21 protein-coding genes are annotated in these 24335 nt (G+C 41.0%); 13 read left to right on the forward strand and 8 right to left on the reverse strand.

Annotated features, from left to right (window positions below):
- Positions 1-38: 38 nt before the first annotated feature.
- The 3 genes from I6F44_RS15175 to I6F44_RS15185 all read right to left on the reverse strand — a co-directional run bounded on the left by I6F44_RS15175 (position 39) and on the right by I6F44_RS15185 (position 4816).
- Positions 39-1778, reverse strand: coding sequence for a solute:sodium symporter family transporter (locus I6F44_RS15175; protein ID WP_197174109.1), 1740 nt, complete (start codon positions 1776-1778; stop codon positions 39-41).
- A gap of 102 nt (positions 1779-1880) precedes the next feature.
- Positions 1881-3941 (reverse strand): glycoside hydrolase family 31 protein, encoded by a 2061-nt coding sequence (locus I6F44_RS15180; RefSeq protein ID WP_165723771.1) that lies wholly within the window; start codon positions 3939-3941, stop codon positions 1881-1883.
- 107 nt (positions 3942-4048) lie between these two features.
- A complete protein-coding gene (locus I6F44_RS15185) occupies positions 4049-4816 on the reverse strand; it encodes a sulfite exporter TauE/SafE family protein (RefSeq protein WP_024595864.1) in 768 nt (255 codons plus the stop codon).
- Positions 4817-4996: 180 nt separating this feature from the next.
- Here I6F44_RS15185 and I6F44_RS15190 point away from each other — a divergent pair, with 180 nt between their 5' ends.
- The 10 genes from I6F44_RS15190 to I6F44_RS15235 all read left to right on the forward strand — a co-directional run bounded on the left by I6F44_RS15190 (position 4997) and on the right by I6F44_RS15235 (position 13443).
- Complete coding sequence (locus I6F44_RS15190) at positions 4997-5746, forward strand: GntR family transcriptional regulator (protein ID WP_024600661.1); 750 nt, start codon at positions 4997-4999, stop codon at positions 5744-5746.
- A gap of 215 nt (positions 5747-5961) precedes the next feature.
- On the forward strand, positions 5962-6924 hold the full coding sequence (locus tag I6F44_RS15195; protein ID WP_076925524.1) for an aldo/keto reductase: 963 nt from the start codon (positions 5962-5964) through the stop codon (positions 6922-6924).
- A gap of 9 nt (positions 6925-6933) precedes the next feature.
- Positions 6934-7929 (forward strand): TauD/TfdA family dioxygenase, encoded by a 996-nt coding sequence (locus I6F44_RS15200; protein ID WP_121953480.1) that lies wholly within the window; start codon positions 6934-6936, stop codon positions 7927-7929.
- Positions 7929-8933: a YeiH family protein gene (locus tag I6F44_RS15205; protein WP_121953481.1), complete on the forward strand. Its 1005-nt coding sequence runs from the start codon at positions 7929-7931 to the stop codon at positions 8931-8933. Before I6F44_RS15200 ends, I6F44_RS15205 begins: the two co-directional genes overlap by 1 nt.
- Before the next feature lie 425 nt (positions 8934-9358).
- Complete coding sequence (locus tag I6F44_RS15210; RefSeq protein ID WP_006792548.1) at positions 9359-9568, forward strand: cold-shock protein; 210 nt, start codon at positions 9359-9361, stop codon at positions 9566-9568.
- Positions 9569-9754: 186 nt separating this feature from the next.
- Positions 9755-9964 (forward strand): cold-shock protein, encoded by a 210-nt coding sequence (locus tag I6F44_RS15215; RefSeq protein ID WP_010554515.1) that lies wholly within the window; start codon positions 9755-9757, stop codon positions 9962-9964.
- A 187-nt stretch (positions 9965-10151) separates the two neighbouring features.
- The gene (locus I6F44_RS15220) at positions 10152-10361 is read left to right on the forward strand and encodes a cold-shock protein (RefSeq protein ID WP_007580429.1); all 210 of its coding nucleotides are present in this window, start codon (positions 10152-10154) and stop codon (positions 10359-10361) included.
- Between the two features lie 231 nt (positions 10362-10592).
- The gene (locus tag I6F44_RS15225) at positions 10593-10841 is read left to right on the forward strand and encodes a DUF3297 family protein (RefSeq protein WP_002963088.1); all 249 of its coding nucleotides are present in this window, start codon (positions 10593-10595) and stop codon (positions 10839-10841) included.
- Positions 10842-11009: 168 nt separating this feature from the next.
- Entirely contained in the window at positions 11010-11915 is a 906-nt protein-coding gene (locus I6F44_RS15230; RefSeq protein ID WP_121953482.1) for a homocysteine S-methyltransferase family protein, read from the forward strand.
- Positions 11902-13443 carry a BCCT family transporter gene (locus tag I6F44_RS15235; protein ID WP_197174110.1) on the forward strand — a complete coding sequence of 514 codons (1542 nt, stop codon included), beginning with the start codon at positions 11902-11904 and terminating at the stop codon, positions 13441-13443. Before I6F44_RS15230 ends, I6F44_RS15235 begins: the two co-directional genes overlap by 14 nt.
- Before the next feature lie 162 nt (positions 13444-13605).
- On the opposite strand, the gene I6F44_RS15240 is transcribed toward I6F44_RS15235, so the two are convergent.
- Entirely contained in the window at positions 13606-14022 is a 417-nt protein-coding gene (locus I6F44_RS15240; protein ID WP_197174111.1) for a MerC domain-containing protein, read from the reverse strand.
- Positions 14023-14163: 141 nt separating this feature from the next.
- Between I6F44_RS15240 and I6F44_RS15245 the strand changes: the two genes are divergently transcribed.
- Positions 14164-16569, forward strand: a complete 2406-nt coding sequence (locus tag I6F44_RS15245) for a TonB-dependent receptor (RefSeq protein WP_121953485.1) — start codon at positions 14164-14166, stop codon at positions 16567-16569.
- A 32-nt stretch (positions 16570-16601) separates the two neighbouring features.
- Complete coding sequence (locus I6F44_RS15250) at positions 16602-18005, forward strand: 5-methyltetrahydrofolate--homocysteine methyltransferase (protein WP_121953486.1); 1404 nt, start codon at positions 16602-16604, stop codon at positions 18003-18005.
- A 97-nt stretch (positions 18006-18102) separates the two neighbouring features.
- Here I6F44_RS15250 and I6F44_RS15255 read toward each other — a convergent pair whose 3' ends face one another.
- The 4 genes from I6F44_RS15255 to I6F44_RS15270 all read right to left on the reverse strand — a co-directional run bounded on the left by I6F44_RS15255 (position 18103) and on the right by I6F44_RS15270 (position 23480).
- On the reverse strand, positions 18103-19404 hold the full coding sequence (locus I6F44_RS15255) for a DEAD/DEAH box helicase (RefSeq protein WP_121953487.1): 1302 nt from the start codon (positions 19402-19404) through the stop codon (positions 18103-18105).
- 147 nt (positions 19405-19551) lie between these two features.
- Positions 19552-20742: an alpha/beta hydrolase-fold protein gene (locus I6F44_RS15260; protein WP_197174112.1), complete on the reverse strand. Its 1191-nt coding sequence runs from the start codon at positions 20740-20742 to the stop codon at positions 19552-19554.
- Between the two features lie 112 nt (positions 20743-20854).
- Positions 20855-22675, reverse strand: coding sequence for a glutamine--fructose-6-phosphate transaminase (isomerizing) (gene glmS / locus I6F44_RS15265; protein ID WP_007580413.1), 1821 nt, complete (start codon positions 22673-22675; stop codon positions 20855-20857).
- A gap of 40 nt (positions 22676-22715) precedes the next feature.
- Entirely contained in the window at positions 22716-23480 is a 765-nt protein-coding gene (locus I6F44_RS15270; RefSeq protein WP_121955439.1) for a DeoR/GlpR family DNA-binding transcription regulator, read from the reverse strand.
- Between the two features lie 159 nt (positions 23481-23639).
- Here I6F44_RS15270 and I6F44_RS15275 point away from each other — a divergent pair, with 159 nt between their 5' ends.
- Positions 23640-24167 (forward strand): sugar O-acetyltransferase, encoded by a 528-nt coding sequence (locus tag I6F44_RS15275; RefSeq protein WP_010554506.1) that lies wholly within the window; start codon positions 23640-23642, stop codon positions 24165-24167.
- Positions 24168-24335 lie beyond the last annotated feature (168 nt).

Here is a 24335-nt window from a genome sequence, read left to right on the forward strand (position 1 = left end):
ATGTGATTTAAGTTTGGTATACAGATTATAGCCGCAGGTTATGCGGCGTTTTTAGCACCAATACGCGCTAAGCTATTTTCGTAACTAACCTGCCAACGACGTACACTCCACCAGCTAAGCACTAAGGCTGTAGACCATACAGCAGCTAAACTTGGTACAAAGTACACACTGGTTCCACCAACCAATCCGAGTGGCGAAAATAATATATATAAGCTAACAATCAAGCTTACTAATACAATTGCGCAAGGTAATGCGTATTTCCAAGGGTTAAGGTCTACCTCAGCTTTGCGTGTAAATTGCCATGGTGTTTTAAGTGGTTTGTAGTAACCAATACCCAGCATTATCGCCAATTCAATTAAGAACAAAATGGCGTAAATATGAATAAAGTTTATGTCTACATCCCACACAAATTTAAGCAAGGTGTAGGCAATAATATGGAATATAATCGCGACTTTAGCGCCCAGTGCAGGCACTTTTCGAGTAAACAAACCTACCAATACAATTGTGATGACCGGAATGTTGTAAAAGCCTGTAAACACACGAATTATGTGCCATAAACCTTCAGGTGCGAACATCAATAATGGCGCAGTTATAAACGACAATATGGCAATAACAATACTAGTAATTTTGGCTACTTTTATAAGTTGGCTGTCTGTTACCTTATTTTTTTTCATTGGCTTATAAACGTCTAAGCAAAATAAGGTTGCCGCGCTATTGAGCAGTGAATTAAATGAGCTAAATACAGCACCTAGTAATACGGCCAAAAAGAACCCAGATAAATACTGTGGAAGCACTTCTTTCACTAAATGTGGGTAAGCTAAATCGATAGTGGGTAGGCTTTCGTGTTTATAAAGATGGTAAGCAATAACGCCTGGGATCATCATCATAAACGGTACTAACACTTTAAAGTACCCTGAAAACAACACGCCTTTTTGCCCTTCTACTAAGTTTTTAGCGCCCAGCGTACGCTGGATCACGTACTGATTAGTACCCCAATAAAACAAATTAGCGAGGATCATACCTGTAAAAATAGTGCCAAATGGCACGGGATCATCCTCGCTACCAATAGCGTTGAGTTTTTCTGTATCGGTGTTTACAAGGGTGCTTAACCCTTCTGAAAAACTACCGTCGCCTAGTGCTATCAAACCTAGTGTGGGCACTAGAATACCAATAATTAATAACCCAACACCGTTAATGGTATCTGATACCGCAACCGCCTTTAAACCGCCAAAAACAGCGTATATAGCGCCAACTGAGCCCACTGTAATAATGGTCACAATCAGGCTTGCTTCGTAACTCATATTTAATAAGGTAGGAACATCAAACAGCCTAAGTACGGCTATTGATCCTGAGTACAAAACCGAAGGGATCGTTATAAAACAATACCCTACCATAAATAAGATCACCGTCATGCGGCGTACGGTATCATCAAAACGATCTCGTAAAAATTCAGGCAAGGTAGAAAACGCACCCGCTAAATAACGAGGCAAAAAGATCAACGCCATAATGATGGTTGATACTCCTGCGGTTACTTCCCAAGCCATTGAGCTTAGGTTGTAACCATAGGCTGAGCCATTAAGGCCAATTAGTTGCTCTGCTGATAAATTTGTGAGGATCATCGACCCTGCTATAAACGTACCCGTTAACCCACGACCCGCTAAAAAGTAGCCATCTTGGGTGTTAACTTCTCCTTTGGTTTTTTGGTACGAGATATATCCCACCAGCGCCATAAACGCCAAGCACGATAGCAGTGTCATGGTAATGTTCATACCTTCCATCTTGCGCCCCTTTTAGCTTACTTTACTCGGTAAAAAGTAAGCTAATATCTTTATTATTGTGTGTTGTATGTGTGTAGTGTGTGTTTTTTATTAAGCCGAGATTTATTTAGGCCATGCTGTTAATTGGCTCATGTCTTGTTCTGTGTGTTGAACCTCTGGGCCAAGCATTAGGCTGTCGCCTTCGCGTACAAATACTGCCATTTCTTCAAGTGCGAGTGTGTGCTCGTAGTACTTACCACCTTCGTAAGATTGTTTATCAGGAAAGCGAATCCAGTTGCCTTGTGGTAAATAAAACTTCACTTTACCGTTTGGTACGACACACGGCACTACTAACAATTTTTCACCGCACATAAATTGCTGATCAAAACTATGCGCTAGCACATCATCAGGAAATGCTAAAACCATTGCACGCTGAATTGGCAAGCCAGTTTGCTGTGCTTGTATGGCACTTTGCTCTAAATAAGGAATAAGTTGGTAGCGCAATTTAAGTGCTGCAAATACCGCATCACTTGCTTGCTCTGTGTAAGACCAAGGTTCGCGAGGACCAATACCATGTAAGCGCATATGTGCGCTAAATACCGAGGCTTGTGCCCAGCGCACGTAAAGTTCTGCGTCGCGGGTGTCTTTGTAAAAACCACCAATGTCGGTCGCAAAAAATGGCCCACCCGACATACCCCACGCTAAACTGCCACGAATACTTGCCGCTAAACCCTGCCAATCGGCCTGTGGGTCGCCGCCCCATTGTGCAGGAAAACGTTGGCTGCCAGTCCACGCTGAGCGGCTAAACAAAAATGGCCCTGTTTTACAGTATTTTTCGGCGGCCTCAAAAACGCAGCGGTTATACAACATGCTGTAAACGTTGTGTAATCTTATGCCGCTGTCGCCACTGTGCGATACCATATTTTCGTCTTCTAGCTGTTCGCCAAAGTCTGCTTTTATCATATCTACGCCCAGCTCAAACAATGGCTTATGCGATTCGAGCCAATATTCGTAAGCGTCGGGGTGAGTAAAATCTAAAATACCCGACTCTGGTAGTGGTGTAAGTACTTCGCCAAATGGGCTTAAATCCCACTCGTATTGATACGCTTTACCGGTGCGTTTATCTTTTATAAGCCAGCCATTTTCGGCCGCTTTAGCAAATAATGGGTTATTTACCGAGATCATCGGGTATTCCCATACGCAAATTTTAAAATCCATGGCTTTTAGTTCATCAAGCACTGGTTTTGGGTCGGCGTAACGTGTTGGGTCCCATTCAAATGCAAAGCGGGTGTCGGTGTCTTGCCATGCGCGGCCATCAAGAGTAATTACGTCGCACGGCATATTTTTAGCACGCACTTCGCGGGCAACACTAAGTAATTCGTCAGCATCTTTGTAATACGCTTTTGATAAAATAACACCAAAGCTCCACTGCGGTGGCACCGGTGCAAAACCTGTTAGTTCACAGTAACGGTTAATGCTTTGAGCAGGTGTTTGTTCTTGATATAAAAATACATCTAGCGCGTCATCTTCAACTAAACATACATATGCGCGTTGCGACCACAGTGCGTAACCTACGCCATGAGTTACCGGTGCAGGTGTATGTACAAATAAGTTCCAGCCTTCTGGGCTCCATGCATACGGTGTGTTTTTATAAGACTTTTCGGCGTTAACGCCTAGCGCATCGTGGTTGTATGAACGAATAAGTTGGCCGCGTTTATCAAGCTTTCCCCATTTTTCGCCAAGACCATACACGGCCTCATCGTAGTTAAGCTCTAAGCTTAATATCCAGCCGTTATCAGTTTTAGCCAGTGGCGGTAAACGATGCTGGCGTACAAAGTGGCCATCGGTTGCTGATTGCTGCACTAGCTCATCGTTTTTATAAAGTTTGAAATGAAAAGGGTCGCAGTAAAACTCTAGGCGATATTCGCCACCACTTACACTGTAATCATTATTGTTTTTGCTAAGTGTGAGGGGGTATTCTGATGGGGTTGTGGTTAATATTTTAAACTGCTCGTCATGCGTGGTGCCTGCATTTAAACGTAAACCAAACTGGCTTATCGTTACGCTAATATCACCAAACTGAGTGGGCAAAACCAACACATTACCTTGTAACTTTGGCTGTGCGGTTAAGCGTGCTGGCTCTATTGCGTTCCAGTCTGGCTCACGTAATTCAAATGCATTCATGGGAGTTCCTTAACCAATTATTAGTCTTGTATAAGACACAAGTTAAATAATTGTAATCCCCATGTCAACGTAAATAAACTCAAGATGAATTATTTACATCGCAATTTTTAAAAAATGCCCGGTGCCGATGTAGCCACCAGCGATACGCCGCTCAGTCCTAGTAACGTAATAGCTATAATGCGTATCCATTTAGCGTCAACGTAAGGCGTTAATTTACGAGCAAAATGCGTAACTAACAACACTAAGGGAATAGCCGCTGCAATTAAAAACATAATGTCGAGCCCCGGCAAAGTACCAAATAAGGCGATACCTACACGTACTAGCCCGCCAATAGTAAATACCGCTAATAACGTACTGCGAATAGCTTCAATAGACCAACTTTGCTTATAACACTGAAACACAAGCGGCGGCCCTGAAGTTGAAAACAACCCACCAAGTAATCCACTCACCCCTCCAGCTATTAAAAACGAACGAGGGCGGCTTTGTTTATTAGCACGATCGCGGCCAATCAGCATTAAAGCGCAGCACAGCAGAATACTTACACCTAAAATAAAGTTTAAATAGTGCGTTAAATGCGACGACATAAACTCAAGCAGCACAAAACCTATCAGCATTAACGGTATACCGGTATACAACATAAGTTTTAGCTCGGGTACTTTTACCGAACTGCGGTTTTTAACGACCACGGTTGTTGAATTAACTAACCCTAGCAAACTCACTAAAAATGTAGTTGCCGTAAGTGGCAATACATCAAGCAACGTAAAGCTTGCAACCACCAGCAACCCAAAGCCAAACCCGCTAAGAGTTTGCATTACAGTGGCAAGGCTTAGGCACAACGCCATAAGCAAAATGAGTTCAAAAGAAATACTGAGCACTTTTAATTTCCTAAGGGTGAGCTATTGTAGTGTAACGATTTGTTTTTAGGCATAATGTATATTTTGCGCCTATAAAACATTACAGCGGTAGTTCACGTTTAATTGAGCTAGCGCAAATATGCGTAAAAGGTTTCACCTATGATATAACTACAGGTGGATTAAATTTAATGGTAAATAATAATGAGTAATTCTATGTTTGATCACAAATTAAGTGGCCCAAGCTTGGCTTTTCAACCGCTTTACTTACAAGTGGCTGATTATATTAAACAGCTCATTGTTGAAAGACGCTGGGTACCTGGCGAAGCACTACCAAGCGAATTTCGCCTTGCTGAAGAATTTAACGTAAGCCAAGGTACGGTTCGTAAAGCACTTAATTTATTAACCGACAATAAAATAGTGACTCGTCGCCAAGGCGTTGGTACGTTTGTATCAGAGCATACTGCGCAAGATGCCTTATTTAGGTTTTTTCCGTTACAAGCCGACGGTAAAGGCGCTGATTTACCAAAGGCTGAACTGCTATCGGTTGAGCTTTGTGCTGCGCCAATTGAAGTAACAGAAGCGTTACAACTCAATAAAAAAGACAAAGTTACCAAGCTTGTTCGTAGACGTATTCTTGATAACGAATTTTGCATGAGCGAAACTATATACCTACCGCAAAGCTACTTTCCTGATATACATCAAAGTAGTGATATTCCGCATACATTGTACCATTACTATCAAACCAAATTTAACCAAACTGTACACAAAACCCAAGACAGTATTAAAGCTGTACTTGCTACAGCTGATGATGCCAAAATGCTTGCTATTAAAGCTGGCGACCCACTGCTGTTGGTATCACGAATTACCGAATCAATCGAAGGTAAGCTAATTGAATACCGCCAAAGCAAATGCCGTAGCGATCATTACCACTATCAAATTGAACTTGATTAATTAAAAGCGTGTTTAGTGCTAAAAACTCACTTTAGCGCATAATAATTAAATATTTTTTAAAGGCAGCAAACGCTGCCTTTTTGCTGCCTGTAGGTTTTTTAACCCACCCATTTACTACTTTGCTGTTAACACAGTATTGACACTGTTTGATTCGTATAATAACTTATGTCTTATACAAGACCTAAGTCATTATGCATTTTTAACAGGAATTCCCAATGAGTTCATTAAATAATATCCCTCCAGTAGGGTTCGGTTTATGGAAAGTAGCACAAGAAGATTGTGCGCAAACGGTATACCAAGCCATTAAGGCAGGTTATCGCCATCTTGATTGCGCATCAGACTACGGTAACGAAGAACAAGTAGGCGATGGCATAGCCCAAGCAATAAACGATGGTTTATGTACTCGCGAAGAATTATGGGTAACATCAAAACTGTGGAATACCTTTCATGCACCAGAGCATGTTGGCCTCGCGATTGATAAAACACTGAGTGATTTAAAGCTAGATTACCTAGACTTATACCTAATTCATTTTCCGATTGCGCAAACATTTGTGCCAATAGAAACCCGCTATCCACCAGAGTGGTTTGTTGACCCAGACGCGCAAAATCCACAAATGGAGCTGGCAAAAGTGCCGCTATATTTAACGTGGCAAGCAATGGAAGAGCAAGTACATAACAACAAAGCTAAACGCATTGGAGTATGTAATTACTCAAGCGCACTGCTTCACGATTTAATGACCTACGCAAATATCAAACCCGCTATGTTGCAAATTGAGTCGCACCCTTATTTAACGCAAGAGCGATTAGTAAGATTAGCTAAGCAGTACGATATTCCGGTTACTGCGTTTTCACCACTGGGTGCGCTTTCATACCTTGAGCTAGAAATGGCTGATAAAACTGAATCAGTTCTTGAGCAAAGCGTTGTTAAAGCGGCCGCACACAATCATGGCAAAACGCCAGCACAAGTAGTTCTTCGTTGGGGCGTGCAACGCGGCACTGCCATTATTCCAAAAACTTCAAAACTTGAACGCATGAAAGAAAATCTCGCACTGTTTGATTTTGAATTAACAGAGCAAGAAATGGCGCAAATTTCTGCGCTTAACAGTAATCGCCGATTTAACGACCCTGGGCACTTTTGTGAAGCTGCCTTTAACCGTTTTCACCCAATTTACGATTAGGAACATACAATGTCAGCTACCGAAATTAACTACGCCTCAGTGCCAACTCAATTAACATTCGATGATTCGGTTTTTCCGTGCATTGTGGTTAATAACAATAACGCCAGCACCGTTGAAGAAGCGGTAGCTTTCATTCGCGCGAATAAAAGTGAACTGGCTACAAAGCTTCGCAGCTCAGGTGCTGTGCTGTTTCGTGGCTTCCCGGTAAATAGCGCCGAAACCTTTGATACTTTTTCAGCAGGGTTTAATTACGACAATTTTACTTATAAAGAGTCTCTGTCTAACGCGGTACGTATTAATTTTACCGAGCGTGTATTTACAGCCAACGAAGCGCCAAAAGATGTAGAAATATACTTACATCACGAAATGGCGCAAACGCCTATTTCGCCAAGTAAGTTATTCTTCTTTTGTAAATCGGCCGCAGAAGAAGGTGGTGCAACACCTCTTTGCCGATCAGATAAGCTATTTAGCGCATTAAAAGAATACGATAGTAAACTTGCCCATGATTTTGAACACAAAGGCCTAAAATATACCACCTATATGCCAGCCGCTGACGATGCAACATCAGGCCAAGGCCGAAGCTGGAAAAGTACGCTAAGTGTAGAAACCAAAGACGAAGCACATAATAAATTAACCGAACTTGGTTACGAGTGGGAATGGCTTGAAGACGGCTCACTAAAAGCCGTTACACCGGTACTGCCTGCTGTAGTAACTCTTGAAAACAATGTACAGGTTTTTTATAACCAACTGATTGCCGCTTACATGGGCTGGAAAGGTGTACGCGATAACCCATCAATTGCCATTACCTTTGGTGATGGTAGTGCCATTCCTAAAGCAGGACTTGATAAAATTGTTGAGCTTTCTAAAGTATTTACCTTTGATCTTGCATGGCAAGACGGTGACGTTGCTTTAGTTGATAACGAAATGGCTATGCATGGCCGTCGACCTTTTACAGGTGAACGTAAACGCCAAGTGTTAGTAGCACTTACCGCAGCAAAAGCGTAATGCAGCGCTTAAGTGGTAAATTAAGCAGTAAAATATCACCTTTATGGCAAGGCGCCAGCATTGCTGCAATGACTGGCCTTGCCGCTTTATTTTTGAGTGAGCATTACGGCGCGCCAGCCATGCTGTTTGCTTTGTTACTGGGTATGGCAGTCTCATTTTTGTATCAAAGCGATAGCCCTTGCGCCAAAGGTATCGATTTTACCGGCACCACGGTTTTGCGTGTAGGTATAGTACTGCTAGGCACACGCATAGCGCTGGGAGATTTAGTAACACTGGGTTGGCAAACAGCACTTATGTTAGCGGGCGCCATATTTACCACTATTATTTTAGGCGTAGTAATAGCGCGCGCATTTGGCTTACAAAAACGCTTTGGTGCACTAACAGGTGGCTCGGTTGCTATTTGTGGAGCGTCTGCTGCGCTGGCCATCTCGTCTATTATGCCAAACAGCGAACATAAAGAGCGCGACACCTTATTAACCGTTATTGGCGTAACAGCTATGTCGACCCTTGCTATGATCCTCTACCCTATTGTGGTTAATTATCTTGAGTTTGACGCCCATAATGCAGGCGTATTTTTAGGTGGCACAATACATGATGTAGCCCAGGTAGTGGGTGCAGGTTATTCGGTATCACCTGAGACAGGCGATATCGCAACTCTAACTAAACTTGTACGTGTTGCCATGCTACTACCTGTTGTACTTATTATGATGGTCGTTATTAATCGCTCAAACAAAGAAAAACACGGAGAATTACCTAAAGTACCTGGTTTTTTAATTGGCTTTGTAATACTCATGATAATAAATAGCTGCTTTTCACTTCCTACAATAGTACTTGAAACCGCTAACGAACTTTCGCAGTTCTTTTTAATTGCGGCTATTTCAGCTATAGGAATGAAAACTAATTTAGGAAAGCTTACCGAAGTAGGTATGAAACCCATTATTTTAATTGTGGCTGAAACACTTTGGATTGCATTATTAATACTTGGATTTGTAATTTGGAGCTAATGAATCAAGTTATTTAAGGTATATATCAAAAAAATCAGTAGGTAATTAGGTCATGTTTTAACCACTTAAAACTTGCATTTTACCTACTCTAGAACCTCGTGCTAATACAAACATAAAGCATTGATTAAATTGAAATTAACTCAAATTAAGACGCAAAAAAGATCACCTTAATCATGACTAGTTAGTTAAAAAACAAACAAACTAATAAAGCACTTACTCTAAAATAAATTTACAATAGGGCTTGGTATATAGCTCAATTTACTGTTATCCTGCTTGGCATCGGGTTGACAGAAAACCCTATTTATTTGTAAGTACCACGTTGTTTTAGTAATAATCCTTCGCGTTATCCTCAGTTAAATGTATGTTTTCTTCCTGTTAAATTGCCTAATTTAAGGCGCACTTTTATTAATTCTTAGGATACTATTATGTCTAATACTACAACTGGTACAGTTAAATTTTTCAACGAAGCAAAAGGTTTTGGTTTCATCGAGCAAGAATCTGGTCCTGACGTTTTCGCACATTTCAGCGCAATCTCTGGCGACGGTTTCAAAACTCTAGCTGAAGGCCAACGTGTACAGTTTACTGTTACTCAAGGTCAAAAAGGTCCACAAGCTGAAAACATCGTTAGCATCTAATTGCTTTCGTTAAAATGGGTTAGCAATAACCCATTTTGAATACTAGTTTGAAAGAAGTTTTGTTTTATTTGTTAGTACCCCGTTGTTTTAGTAATAATCCTACGCGATATCCTCAAGTTAACTATTTTTTCCGGCTCAATCGCCTCTTTTCAGGCACACTTATATTAATTTTTTAGGATACATATTATGTCTACTACAACTACTGGTTCAGTAAAATGGTTTAACGAAGCAAAAGGTTTTGGTTTTATCGAGCAAGAATCTGGCGCAGACGTGTTCGCACATTTTAGCGCTATCTCTGGCGACGGTTTTAAAACTTTAGCTGAAGGCCAACGTGTACAGTTTACTGTTACTCAAGGTCAAAAAGGCCCACAAGCCGAGAATATTGTTAGCATCTAATTGCTACACAATTTAATGGGTTAGCAATAACCCATTTTGAATACTAGTTTGAAAGAAGTTTTGTTTTATTTGTTAGTACCGAGTTGTTTTAGTAATAATCCTACACGATATCCTCAAGTTAACTATTTTTTCCGGCTCAATCGCCTCTTTTCAGGCACACTTATATTAATTTTTTAGGATACATATTATGTCTAATACAACTACTGGTTCAGTAAAATGGTTTAACGAAGCAAAAGGTTTTGGTTTTATCGAGCAAGAATCTGGCGCAGACGTTTTTGCACATTTCAGCGCAATCTCTGGCGACGGTTTTAAAACTCTAGCTGAAGGCCAACGTGTACAGTTTACTGTTACTCAAGGTCAAAAAGGTCCACAAGCTGAGAACATTGTTAGCATCTAATTGCTAAACAATTTAGTGGGTTAGAGATAACCCATTAATATATTTACCTTTATAATTATTTAGTCGAATATCTTCAAAACCTCCTCTGTAAATATTTTCCAAGCGCAATCTCATTTGTATACACAACTCATTAATTAGTACATTTTTAAACACATTTACTACTATCTCTCTTGAGCGAAAGCTTTGTATTGCCTACAATAGCGCATACTTCATTCAATATAGAATATGACCATGAACGACACTACCGCAAAACCTGCTTTACCAGATCGCCTTTCTATTAATCCACGCAGCCCACATCATGTGGAAGAAGTTTTTGAACACGATATTGGTATCACGTTCAACGGCAAAGAGCGTTTTGATGTTGAAGAATACTGCATCAGCGAAGGTTGGATAAAGTTTGCATCTCCAAAAGGCCTTGATCGTCGCGGACAACCACTTTTACTTACAAGAAAAGGCACTGTTGAAGCCTTTTATAAGTAAGCTAATACTACTTACTAAAAAAGCGACACCATATTGGGTAGTCGCTTTTTTTGTGCCCTTTTAATAGGTTGAGCTTTTTTCATGCCCAACCTGATGAAGTTTCATTATGATTTTTTAAAAAATATGTTTGAATAGCGCCATAATATTTAGACATATAGAAGTCCATAAGTGAAAAAGGTAACGATTTTAGATGGCGGCATGGGACGTGAACTTAAGCGCATTGGCGCTCCGTTCTCACAGCCACTTTGGAGTGCACAGGCACTTATAGAAGCTCCTCAATATGTAGCACAAGCTCACCAAGGTTTTATAGATGCTGGCGCCGAAATAATTACGGTTAATAGCTACGCTTGTGTGCCGTTTCATTTAGGTGAAGAACGCTACGAAAGCCAAGGCGCGTTACTCGCAGAGCAAGCTGCCCTTATTGCTAATAAAGCAGCAAATAATGCAAAGCAAAACGTACTGGTTGCAGGATCACTACCACCTGCATTTGGTTCATACCGTCCCGATTTATTTGAAAGTGAACGTGCTTTTACTATTTTAAATACCTTATACAATGCACAAAATCTCCATGTAGACCTCTGGCTTGGCGAAACAATATCGAGTATTGAAGAAGCACAAGTAATGGCAAGCGTACTTAAAGGCTCAACTAAGCCATGTTATTACGCATTTACCCTAAGTGACGAAGTAACTGAGCAGGCAACGCTGCGTTCAGGTGAGCTGGTAACCGATGCCATAACCGTACTACTTGAGCAGCAAAACATTGCAGGTATTTTCTTTAATTGCTCTATTCCTGAAGTTATTGAGCAAGCACTGCGTGATACTAATAACGTATTAACTAAGCAAAATAAAAAAGTAACGTTAGGCGCATTTGCTAACAGCTTTACTCCTATTTCAAGTGCTCACAAAGCAAATGAAGCAGTGCAAGACTACCGTGATTTATCTCCTGAAGAGTATCTGGAATTTGCAAAACAATGGCATAGCCTTGGCGCTAATATTATTGGTGGTTGCTGCGGAATTAACCCAAGCCATATCGAAGCACTCGTGCAATGGAGAAATTCCATTGAAAAACCTTAACTTTGAGCTGGCTATTCCTGCAATTACATTAGTGATTACCTTATTAGTTATCTCAACTTTATATCCGGAGCAGTCACAATTATTAGCAAGCAACGCCATGCACTTTGTAACAGGCTGGTTTGGTTGGTTAGTAGAACTTGTGAGCTTGGCTTTAGTTGGTTTTTTATTTTGGTTAGCTTTTTCAAAGTACGGATCTATTAGATTAGGTGAAGAAAAAAAAGAGCACTCTAACTTTTCGTACGGCGGTATGATTTTTACCGCAGGTGTAGGTGCTTCTCTTATATATTGGGGAATTGGTGAGCCGATGTATTATTTGCAATCGCCACCACTTTTTGCCGAACCAAATAGCTACGCAGCAGCAGCTTGGTCTGTTACTTATTCTATTTTTCATTGGGGCGTGACTGGCTGGGCCATTTACTGCTTTCCGGCAATTCCGTTTGCGTACGCATTTTATGTACAAAAAAAACGTACTTTAAAGCTCTCTACCCTTTGTGAACCGGTAGTAGGCAGTAATCCAGTTATCGCTAAAGCAATCGATTTACTGGCAATTTTTGGCACCCTTGCAGCTTTCGCAAGCTCGCTGGCGCTTACCGTATCTTTATTAAGTACTGGCATTTCTGCTTTGTTGGAGATTAAAAATAGCTTATTACTCCAAGGCAGTATTATTTTATTGTTTGTTTTAATGCTCGTTGCGGTAATGCTTGTTGGTTTTAAAAAAGGTATTAGCAAAGTGTCTGACTATACGGTGATAGCTGCAATATGCTTTGCCTTATTTGTATTACTTGCAGCTGACTCTCAGTTTATTTTAAATAACTTTACCGACTCAATAGGTGTCATGCTCGATAACTTTTTTAGAATGTCGCTTTGGACCGATCCAGTTCAAAAAAGTGGTTTTTCGCAATCGTGGACTCAATACTATTGGTTTTGGTACTACGCTTATTTAATTATGATGGGCCTTTTTATTACTCGCATTTCACGTGGGCGTACTATTAAAGAAGTTATTTTGTACACTATTTCGATGGGTTCGCTCGGCTGTGCATTTTTTATATCAATTTTTGGTGGTTATGCAGTATGGGCGCAGTTAGTTGGTGGCTTACCTGTTCAACAATGGATGAGCGAAGGCGGCTTAACGTTTGCTGTAGTGTCACTTATTCAAACTCTACCATCGGGTAATATTGGCTTAGTGTTATTTTTGGTTATTCAGTTTTTTTTAATGCTAACGACTATGTCAAGCGCAAGCGTTGCCACTGCTATGTTAACAACTAATAAGCTAGAGCTAAATGGCGACCCCGATCATAAAGTTAAGCTCCTATGGGCTGGTGCAATTGCACTCATTAGTTTTAGCGTATTTTTATGCGGTGGTGGGATAGATACCATTAAGTCACTCTGCGTTGTAGCTGGCCTGCCAATGATGTTTATTTACATGATTTTAGTAAAGCAATTAACGATGCAACTAAAGGGTGTAAATCAAATAGAAGCGCTTGAGCAGTATGAAAGTATAAATTCTGAAACGGTTAAAGTGAATTAGAAACATTTTAAGGCCTCATGTTATGAGGCCTTATTTACTATTACTGAGCATGTTACTACAGCATGAAAGAGGTCGCCTTTTAAAACAAAGAAGCCTTAGTATTTAAAATAAATCAGTATTAATTTAGCCGACGAGAGCCATACCACCAGCAACAACTAAGCGTTAAACCATTTTATCCAATTTGCTACCTGAACACGGGCAATTTTCATCATTTTGTTTAAGGCATTGTTGGTAATTAAACCAATGGGCTACAGCAATAAACGCTGAGCCTATTAAGGTTAGCGCTTTTTCGAGCACTTCATGGCCTAGCAATACGGCAAATATCATAAAAGCTAAGCCTGTTACACCAGACACCATATAACGTGTACGTTTATGTTTTTTACAGCCTAAACTCAATGCCAACAAACTGGTTGGCATTACCGTCGCAAGAATCCATAAATGAAATTGCTCACTATCTATTTGCATTACAGCAAAGCTTGGTAATAACGCTAAAATAACCGGGGTTGCAAAACAATGCACTGTGCACATTACCGATAACCCTATTGTCATACGATCCATAACACTTTGACTCGACTTCATTATTTCCTCTACTAAATCAGTGTCTCCACTCAAAAACGTTACTTTTAAGGAGACATTTTAATAACATCAGTTAATTGCTGCTGATATATTATAACATTACTCGCATAATTGATATAACATAACATCTAACAAGGTAGTCAAATGAAACGTAGATCACAATTAGCTGTTCTCATAGCAGCTTTATTGCCGGCTAGTGTGCTTGCATCCACAATAGAAGGCGTTGTTTTAAACAACAAAGGTAAAGTAGTTACCAATGCAACGGTAGAAGTTGAAGGCTCAGATCTTAAAGTAACCACCGATGAAAACGGTAAATTTGTTATAACAGAACTAAAAAATGGCTTAAAAGAGCTTCACGTTGTAGCCCCTGGTTATGCGCATCTTCATCGCGATATAACAATAACTAATGATGAAAACCAATCGGTTACTTTTAATTTAAAGCGCTCGCCTATTGAAGTTATTGATATTGAAGCGACCCCTATTCATATGTCGGCAATGGAATCTGCATCGCCTGTTAGTGTTTTATCTGGCGAACAACTAAGACGACAACAAGCTGCAACCCTTGGCGACAGCCTTGAAAAACTCCCAGGCGTTAATACAAATTTTCACGGTAAAGTAGCCAGCACACCTATTATTCGTGGTTTAAGCGGCCCTCGCGTACTTATTACTCAAAATGGCCTTGATGTTAGTGATGTTTCGCGCGTTGGCCCCGATCACTCTGTTGCATCGGAGGCGTCTACCGCACAACAAATTGAAGTATTACGCGGCCCTGCAACGCTGTTTTATGGCAGTGGCGCAATTGGTGGTGTGGTTAATGTAGTAGATAACCGCGTACCTACCGACAGCACCACGCGTGGTGAATGGAACCTAGAACATAACTCGGTAGATAACCAAAAAGTGGCCTCGTTTAATGCCACCACAGGCACAGACTCGGTGGCTTTTTACGCCGATGCATTTTGGCGTGAGGCCGATGACTACGGGGTACCTGTAGCTGCCGATATAGATAGCGACGGTGAAGGCCATAGTAGCGATTACAAAGTTGAAAACAGTAATGAAGAGTCTGACGGTTTTACTGTTGGCGCTAGCTATTTAATGGATAACGGCTTCATTGGCTTAGCAGTAGAGCAATTTAATCGTCAATACGGTATTCCTGGTCATACGCACGGCGAGGAAGAAGAGGAAGAACACAACGACGAAGAAGAAAGCGTATTTGCTGATTTAGAGCAAACTAAAGTGCAATTACTGGGCGAGTACAACCTAGATAATAAATGGCTAAACAAAATAAATCTCCGCGCTGGCCATACCGACTACGAACACGCTGAAATTGAGAGCGGCGCTGTTGGCACTACCTTTAAAAACGAAACCAACGAATTACGCATAGACCTACTGCATAACCAATTTAACGAATGGAATGGCGGTATTAGCTTTCATTACAAGCAAAGCGATGTTGAAGCACAAGGTGAAGAGGCCTTTACTCCTCCATCAGAAACCGAAAGCTTTGCTGTAGCGTTAATAGAAGAAAGGCACTTTGGTGATTTTTTAGTGCAGGTAGGTGCGCGTATTGAGCGAGTAACAATTGAAGCAGGCGACGTATTACTGCCAAATATTGACGCTCACGCACACGATGAAGCAGAAGAAGCCGACGAGCATGATCATGAAGAAAGCGCAGAAACCACTCGCGTATTTGATGTAGAGCATGAATTTACACCAGTCAGTTTATCGGCAGGGGTAGTATGGGATTTTACATCTAACTATAACTTAGGGCTGTCGATATCGCGCTCTGAACGCGCACCTTCTGCCTCTGAGTTCTTATCGTTTGGGCCGCATATTGGTACTGGCACTTACGAAGTAGGCGCACTATTTGATTTAGATGAAGATGGCCATTTGGGTTTATCTGAACAAGCAATTGATCTGGAAACAGCCAATAATATCGATTTAACCCTACGTAAAACTCAAGGCGATGTTGGCTTTATTTTAAATGCCTTTTACAACCAAGTAGATAACTACTATTACCAAATAGACACCGGTTTATTCGCACAAAGTGGACACGACCATGGCGATGAAGAAGAACTCGCTGACGAACACGACCATTCATCAGAGCTACCCGTTTATTTATTTAAAACAGATGATGTAGTTTTACACGGCTTTGAAGCGCAAGTTGCATGGCAACTAACTAACGAGTTTAAGCTAGATGTATTCTCTGACTACGTTCGTGCACGCCTTAAAGACGGGGGCGATTTACCCCGTACACCACCGCTTCGTTTTGGCAGCGAGCTAAGCTATCAAACAGATAAACTCAGTGCGCATATTCATGTAACTCGCTATCAAAAGCAAGACCGCACAGCCCCACAAGAAACAGCCACAGACGGTTACACCTTAGTTGACGCGAGCATCTCTTACGAACTTTCAGTGTTAAACCAAGATATGTCTGTGTACCTACGAGGCACTAACTTAACAGATACAGAAGCACGCGTGCACAGCTCGTTTGTAAAGGATATAGCGCCACGTCCAGGACGTAGTTTTGCGCTAGGTATTCGCGGTTATTTTTAAGCGTTAAAAAATTATAATTAAAGGAAATAAACATGAAAAAACTATATCAATTAAAGCTTATTACACTCGCTATTAGCGCTATATTTATTTCGGCCTGTGGCGATGCCCAAACCAACATTGTGGAAAAAGATCCTATTGTTGTAGAAGACGAGCACGACCATGATGATGATGATGATCACGACCATGACGACGGCTATACCATAGACTCACTTGGCAGACTTGCCGTTCTGGCAGGTGACAGTAACGAAGCTAGCTTTTTTGATTTAGATAACAACGAATTACTTGATACATTTACACTAAACAATGACTCAAACACGTTATCTGCATCACCAGGCTTTCGTTATGCTGTTATTGCTAATCGTACTCAAGATTACCTAGGGTTTATAGGCGGCGGTATGTGGCGCGAAGATCACGCAGAGCACTTGCATGATTATGAGCAAGGCCCTGCGTTTAGCAGCTACGAGCTAACAAGTGGTAGTCGCCCTACACACTTAATAACTCATGACGGGCAATTAGCAATATTTTACGATGGCGATGCAGAAACCGGTACGCCTGCCTCAGTAGAAGTGCTAACCGATAACGATATTACCAATACAACAACTACATTAACGGGCATTAACTACGGCATTAACATGCATGGTGTAGCTGAGCCTCGGGGCGAGCATTTACTCTCAACCATTCGCCGCGACGATATAAGTAATACATCAAATGCCAAAGTACTTCCCGATCAAGTGGGTGTTTATCATCTTCACGATGGTAATTACGAACTAGAGCAAACGTTAGAAATAACCTGCCCCGATTTACACGGCGCAGCACAAAATCACGATTATGTTGTATTTGGTTGTGGTGATGGTGTATTGATTGCCCATCAGCAAGATGATGTATACAGCGCTCAAAAAGTTGTAAATATAGATGCCGTAGGCGATCAGCGCATTGGTACTTTGTACGGCCATAAAAACAACGACACAATTTTTGGTATTGCCGCAGGGCATGATGGCAGTGGCTCAGTATTACTGAGTATTCATTCTGAAAATGCCGAAATGGAAGAAGTAGAATGGCAACTTGCTGATGGCGCAAGCGCTGTTTCTTATTCTTTTTCAGCCAGTGGTGAGCACTTTTTAATACTCGACAGCCTAGGCTTTTTAAATGTACTTACAGTACATGACCATGACGGTGAAATGCACTGGGAACTCGCAGGCCAAGTAGATATTACTCAAGCAGACGTAACCACAATGCCCGAAGGAATGAGCTTTAGTATGACAGTGGCGCAAAGTGGTCAGTTTGCTTATATTGCCGATCCAATTGCTCAACACATAGTGCAAGTACACCTTGAAGATCTAGAAATTGAAAGTGAGCTAGAGTTAACTTTTCCACCCGCAAGCATTACCTGGTTAGGGATTGCACAAGAAATAGAAGATGAAGATCACGACCATTAATTTAAAACTAACGCTTTAAATTAAAGCCACAAAACAAAAAACCCGTAATTAGGTTTACTAATTACGGGTTTTTACAGCTATTTATTTAGCTCTATTGTTACTTACGGCGCCAGCCACTCCACACATCATCTATATCATCGGCTTTATTTTTTTTCTTTTTCTTGCCTGTGCCTTCTGGTTTTGCCATTGGCTTTTCATTTTTAAGCGCCTCGGCAGCATCAAGATTAGCTTGGTTAACGGCAAAGCCAGCTATTTCCTCACGTTCAAGACGTAGTTTGTTTTTCTTCTCGATTATTTTAAAGTGATGCAAATCTTCATAATCAACCAATGAAAGTGCTAAGCCTACTTCACCAGCACGGCCGCTTCGACCAATACGGTGCATATAATCAGCAGGACTGCGTGGTAGATTAAAGTTTATTACCACTGGCAGCTTTTCAATATCCAAACCACGTGCAGCAATATCGGTTGCGATAAGTACTTCGATTTCGCCCGCTTTAAATTTTTCTATTACGCGAGTACGTTCACTTTGGCCTTTATCGCCATGGAAAACTTGTGCATTAACACCGCGTTTTTCAAGCTTAGCCGCTAAATGCTCACAGTCTTTTTTAGCGTTCACAAAAATCAGCGCTTGGCGCCATTTATGCGTTTTAATTAAATGTGCTAAAACTGTGGTTTTTTCACCTTTGTTTACGGTAAAAACACGCTGTACTAAGGTGCTTTCATCTTTGTTTTGTACTTGTATTTCAACTGGGTCGCTTAAAAGCTCTTGCGTTAATAGCTTAACTTGCTCAGGGAAAGTTGCTGAAAACAACATAGTTTGTTTTTTAGCAGGCATTAACGCTAAAAGATCAGCCAGCTCTTCGGTAAAGCCAAGGCTTAGCATACGGTCGGCTTCATCAAGCACAAGCGTAGTTACATTATCGAGCTTAATCGCATTGCTTGAGATTAAATCAAGTAAGCGACCAGGTGTTGCCACAATAATATCGGCGCCGCCGCGCAGTGCCTGCATTTGTGTATTAACCGACACACCACCAAACACGGCCACCGTTTTAATTGCGCCATTAAAGTTAGCAGAATACGATTTAACGCTATCGGCCACTTGCGTAGCAAGCTCACGCGTCGGTACTAAAATAAGCCCCGTTACAAAATTACCTTTGCTGGCAGTATTTTTAGCGCCCTGCTCAAGGAAAGCTTTTTGCAACATAGGTAATGCAAACGTTGCTGTTTTACCTGAACCGGTATTTGCCCCTGCAATTAGGTCACTACCCGCAAGCACACTAGGTATAGCCTTAGCTTGAATAGGTGTAGGCTGGGTATATTCCAAATCGGTTAATCGAGCTAATAGCTCTGGAATAAGGCCAAGTTCGGAAAAAGTGCTAGGGCTTGTGGCTGAGGTCATATTTATTACGGGCTTATTGCTAAAAAAGTAGCCTGTAATTTTAGCGTATTTAGCGCTTATTAAGTAGAGATTAGTGATTTAAATATCAGCGGCGTGTTGTAAAGGTAACTGTAAGCGCAGGCTACCCCCGCGCATTGTCCTTTTATATTACTGGGTTTTATTTAACTGTGTTTGTAATCTACTTTTAGTCTCTTTTAAGGTATCTAAATAGGGGTATGTGGTATCTACGACATTTAAAGCAGCCTCTATTTTAATAAGTGCCTGTTGTATATTACCTTGTAATTCATAGCCATAACCTAACCCCCATAGTGCATCAACAGATTGTGAGTGATGCTTAACATTATGCTTAAATACTGCCACAGCCCGCTCATATTGCTGCATATTTACTAGGTTGTAACCAAGTTGCCTAACAGCCGCCTCTGGAGGTGTTATTTGCTCCCCCCATTGCTGAGATAACTTTTTATAATAAACATCAATAGATTCTATATCATCGCTTAAAGCACTCATGGGCATTTGTTTGGGTAAAAATAAATGATGGTAAGCATTAAAGGCCCCAGCGGCAGATGTTAAGTTATGCGATACATTTTCAAATGCGTCACTGAAAAAGCGTAAATTTGGCAAGCTATTAGATTGTAAAGCTTGCTGCAGCTCATTATATCGCTCACGCATTAAGCCAGCTTCTTCGCCAATATTTATATAAACATAGTTATTCAGGTCTTTTGATTTATTAATAAACGACTTAGTCGCTTTTACCGGTGCGCCATAGTTCCACCAAACGGCAGGGCTGTAAGCAATATGCGCTTGGAAAAGCTCAGGGTTAGCTTGCATAGTATAAAGTGCAAACACGCCTGCTGCTGAGCCTCCAGCAATCACATTAAAGTTATGCGTACGATAGCTTTTATTAATCAAGGGCATAAGCTCTTGCTCAATAAATGCTAAAAACTTTGCTGCGCCTCCGCCTTCACCTACCGGGCCTTGTGGCTCTTTATTAACTGTGGGGTATAAATCCCTTAAGCGATTAGTGTTTTCAATAGCGACAATAATAACCTCAGGCGCACGATTATTATTTTGCAGTCGATCCATTACAGCACTTATAAGCGGTATGTTACCCGCGCCATCTAAGCGATATATAACAGGATATACCTTGTTTGGCTCAGATTGATAGCTCTTAGGTAACTGAACGACAACTGTGCGTTCTTCGTTTAAAACAGCCGATTTAAATGTATGTGTGTGTTGCGGATAGCCAATGGTTTGCTGTTTTAAATCAGGCTCTGCAAGTGTGCTACTAGAATAAAATATAAATAAACTACATATAAAAACAGCGGTTAATAAACGCATGACTAATCCTTTATAAAATAGTGTGTTATTTAATCTAACAGGCTTTGAGGTACAAAAAAAGGCGCATTGAGCGCCTTTTTATCTTTAACAGGTAATTACCAACCTATTGATTTTACTCAACCGTAACCGATTTAGCTAAGTTACGTGGTTGGTCAACGTCAGTGCCTTTAATTACCGCTACGTAGTACGACAGTAGCTGCAATGGCAAGGTGTAAACAATTGGCGCAATAATGTCGTCAGTGTGGTTTACGTTGATTACACGCATTGTGTCGTCTGACTCAAAGTGTGAATCTTTATCTGCGAATACGTAAATAATGCCGCCACGTGCGCGTACTTCTTCTACGTTTGATTTAAGTTTTTCTAGCAATTCGTTATTTGGTGCTACAACAATAATTGGCATGTCGGCATCAATAAGTGCTAATGGGCCGTGTTTTAGCTCGCCCGCTGCGTAAGCTTCTGCGTGAATGTACGAAATCTCTTTAAGTTTAAGCGCACCTTCCATTGCAATTGGGTATTGCGAGCCACGACCTAAAAACAATGAGTGGTGCTTATCAGCAAACTCTTCTGCAAGATCTGCAATACCATCAGCGAGTAATAATGTTTCTTCTAACTTAGCTGGAAGTACTTTAATTGCATTTACAATTGCGCTTTGATCAAGGCCTTTTTCCTGAGCTATAGACGCAGTAAGCATTAACAAACCAACTAACTGCGTTGTGAATGCTTTAGTAGATGCCACGCCTATTTCAGCGCCTGCTTTAGTCATAAAGGCAAGGTCTGATTCGCGTACAAGCGATGAACCAGGTACGTTACAAATAGTCATTGAGGCCATGTAACCTTGCTCTTTAGCTAGGCGTAATGCAGCTAGCGTATCGGCAGTTTCACCCGATTGAGAAATAGTAACAAGTAAGCTATTTTCATGAACAAACGACTGACGGTATCTAAATTCAGAAGCTATTTCTACATTACAGCTAACACCCGCAAACTGCTCAAGCCAGTAACGTGCAACCATACCTGAATGATAAGACGTACCACAGGCAATAATTTGCACATGTTTTACATCTTTAAATATTTGCTGAGCGCTTTCGCCAAAGGCATCAATTGCTACACGGTCGTCGTTTAAACGCCCTTCAAGAGTATTACGTACAGCAAGTGGCTGCTCGTAAATTTCTTTTAGCATGTAGTGACGGTAATCGCCTTTGCCTGATGCATCTTGCGTAATGTTTGATTCAATCACTTCACGCTCAACTGCGTTACCGTCTGCATCAAAAATTTCTACTGTGTCACGTGTAATACGTGCTACGTCGCCTTCTTCTAAAAAGATGAAGCTACGAGTAACAGGTAGTAATGCTAACTGATCAGACGCAATAAAGTTTTCGCCAAGGCCTAAACCAATAACAAGAGGACTACCTGAGCGCGCTACAATGATTTCGTTATCGTTGTCTTTATCAAATACAACAGTACCAAAAGCGCCTTCAAACTGTTTAACAGCTGCTTGTACTGATGCAAGTAACGTTGTGTGTTGTTTACGAAGTTGGTGAATTAAATGCACCATTACTTCTGTATCAGTGTCTGATAAGAATTCGTAACCATCTGCTTTAAGTGCTGTACGTAGGCTAGCGTGGTTTTCAATAATACCGTTGTGCACAAGTGCTAACTGGTTGTTTGATACATGTGGGTGTGCATTTGCTTCTGTAACGCTACCATGTGTTGCCCAGCGCGTATGTGCAATACCTGTATGACCGCTAACGCCTGCTTTTTCTAGAGCTGCTTCTACGTTAACTACTTTACCCACTGCTTTAACAGTATTAAGTGTGTTGCCATCAAGCAATGCTACGCCTGCTGAGTCATAACCACGGTATTCTAGGCGTTTAAGGCCTTCAACTAAAATTTTGTTTACTGGACGTTCTGCAACTGCCCCAACTATTCCACACATAGTGTCTCCATTAATTTTTAAAATACTTGCTACTGAGTAGCTATTGTATAATCTCTGCACAAATTAGTTTTACACCACACGCCTCAATTGCTTTGCGCTTATCGTCTGCTAAGCCATCGTCGGTTATTAATGTGGTTACTATTTTCCACGGTAATTCTAAATTTGGTATTTTTCGGCCAATCTTATCTGATTCAACCATTACAATTACTTCACGAGCGGCTTTTGCCATAACTTGGCTTAAACCAACTAGCTCATTAAAGGTAGTAGTACCGCGCTTTACATCTATGCCGTCAGCGCCAATAAATAGCTGATCAAAGTCGTAAGAACATAATACATTTTCAGCAACTTGCCCCTGAAATGACTCAGAATGTGGATCCCACGTTCCGCCGGTCATTAAAAGTGTCGGCTCGTTCTCGAGTGATAATAAACGACTCGCTACTTTAATAGCGTTGGTCATAACAACTAGCCCACGCTTATCAGCAAGCTCAGGGATCATAGCTGCCGTAGTGCGTCCGCTATCAATAATAATGCGGTTATGATCTTTTATAAGTTTTGCTGCAGCTTTTGCTATTGCGACTTTGCGCTTTGAATCTACTTCATCGCTAACAATTTCTTTAGGTAGTGCAATAGCACCACCGTAGCGGCGAAGTAATAAGCCACTTTTTTCAAGCGAGGTTAAATCTTTTCGAATGGTTACTTCAGATGTTTGAAACTGCTGTGCTAACTTTTCAACGGCGACTTCACCTAATTCATTAACTTGAACCAGTATATTGTGACGACGCTGCTGTGTGTTTCGTTTAGTCATAAAGCTCGTGAATTAAGTTTCATTTCGAAAGTTATGCGATTTTAAACGAAACAACTTAAATGGCAAGTGAACGAGCAAAAAAAATACAGTTTTATTCTAATAATAATAAAACTAAAAGTACGGTAAGCTATAACTAATTAAGTTATAAAGATAAATACAATGCAGTCATTTAACAGTATCAGTAAAGAATACTTAGCACAGCGAAAGCAAGCAGGTGAAACCTGCCGTTTATTTAATAAGAGCCCAAGTAAAGGCAACTTAAAACGTATCAAAGAGTTATTTTTAAAGTCGGGTGATGGTGTAATTATAGAATCAGGTTTTCATTGCGATTACGGCAATCAAATAGTTATTGGTGATCGTACTTTTATGAATATTAATTGCACACTTCTCGACTCGCCATTAGCCAATCACTCAATCACCATTGGTGATGACTGTTTAATAGGCCCGAACGTTCAGCTTTTAGCTGTGTCACATGCTACTAATCCAGCAAAAAGGCTTAATAAGGAAAACTTTGCAGCACCTATCGCGTTAGGCAATAACGTATGGGTTGGCGCAGGTGCAATTATTTTAGCGGGTGTGAGTATTGGTGAAAATAGTATTGTGGGTGCGGGTGCTGTGGTTACTAAAAATGTAATGCCTAATACTGTAGTAGCGGGTAACCCAGCTCGTGAAATAAGAACATTGTAGCTATTCTCGATGTAATTTTAACATCGGGAGTCGCTGCGCTCGCCCGACCTACGTGATGGGTGTTGATGTGAGTGTGCATTAATTGCGCGCATTTCACTTTTCTGCAGACGTAAAAAAGCCCGAATCGTTAGATTCGGGCTTTCTACAATTTGAAGCCTGGTAATGTCC

The sequence above is a fragment of the Pseudoalteromonas sp. NZS11_1 genome (genome assembly GCF_015864275.1).
Lineage (GTDB): Bacteria > Pseudomonadota > Gammaproteobacteria > Enterobacterales > Alteromonadaceae > Pseudoalteromonas > Pseudoalteromonas arctica.

Bases quoted from the DNA above. Each gene is read 5' to 3' on its own strand.
- I6F44_RS15175 (WP_197174109.1), bottom strand. From the start codon at position 1,778: ATGGAAGGTATGAACATTACCATGACACTGCTATCGTGCTTGGCGTTT.
- I6F44_RS15180 (WP_165723771.1), bottom strand. From the start codon at position 3,941: ATGAATGCATTTGAATTACGTGAGCCAGACTGGAACGCAATAGAGCCA.
- I6F44_RS15190 (WP_024600661.1), top strand. From the start codon at position 4,997: ATGAGTAATTCTATGTTTGATCACAAATTAAGTGGCCCAAGCTTGGCT.
- I6F44_RS15195 (WP_076925524.1), top strand. From the start codon at position 5,962: ATGAGTTCATTAAATAATATCCCTCCAGTAGGGTTCGGTTTATGGAAA.
- I6F44_RS15200 (WP_121953480.1), top strand. From the start codon at position 6,934: ATGTCAGCTACCGAAATTAACTACGCCTCAGTGCCAACTCAATTAACA.
- I6F44_RS15205 (WP_121953481.1), top strand. From the start codon at position 7,929: ATGCAGCGCTTAAGTGGTAAATTAAGCAGTAAAATATCACCTTTATGG.
- I6F44_RS15210 (WP_006792548.1), top strand. From the start codon at position 9,359: ATGTCTAATACTACAACTGGTACAGTTAAATTTTTCAACGAAGCAAAA.
- I6F44_RS15215 (WP_010554515.1), top strand. From the start codon at position 9,755: ATGTCTACTACAACTACTGGTTCAGTAAAATGGTTTAACGAAGCAAAA.
- I6F44_RS15220 (WP_007580429.1), top strand. From the start codon at position 10,152: ATGTCTAATACAACTACTGGTTCAGTAAAATGGTTTAACGAAGCAAAA.
- I6F44_RS15225 (WP_002963088.1), top strand. From the start codon at position 10,593: ATGAACGACACTACCGCAAAACCTGCTTTACCAGATCGCCTTTCTATT.
- I6F44_RS15240 (WP_197174111.1), bottom strand. From the start codon at position 14,022: ATGAAGTCGAGTCAAAGTGTTATGGATCGTATGACAATAGGGTTATCG.
- I6F44_RS15245 (WP_121953485.1), top strand. From the start codon at position 14,164: ATGAAACGTAGATCACAATTAGCTGTTCTCATAGCAGCTTTATTGCCG.
- I6F44_RS15250 (WP_121953486.1), top strand. From the start codon at position 16,602: ATGAAAAAACTATATCAATTAAAGCTTATTACACTCGCTATTAGCGCT.
- I6F44_RS15255 (WP_121953487.1), bottom strand. From the start codon at position 19,404: ATGACCTCAGCCACAAGCCCTAGCACTTTTTCCGAACTTGGCCTTATT.
- I6F44_RS15260 (WP_197174112.1), bottom strand. From the start codon at position 20,742: ATGCGTTTATTAACCGCTGTTTTTATATGTAGTTTATTTATATTTTAT.
- glmS (WP_007580413.1), bottom strand. From the start codon at position 22,675: ATGTGTGGAATAGTTGGGGCAGTTGCAGAACGTCCAGTAAACAAAATT.
- I6F44_RS15270 (WP_121955439.1), bottom strand. From the start codon at position 23,480: ATGACTAAACGAAACACACAGCAGCGTCGTCACAATATACTGGTTCAA.
- I6F44_RS15275 (WP_010554506.1), top strand. From the start codon at position 23,640: ATGCAGTCATTTAACAGTATCAGTAAAGAATACTTAGCACAGCGAAAG.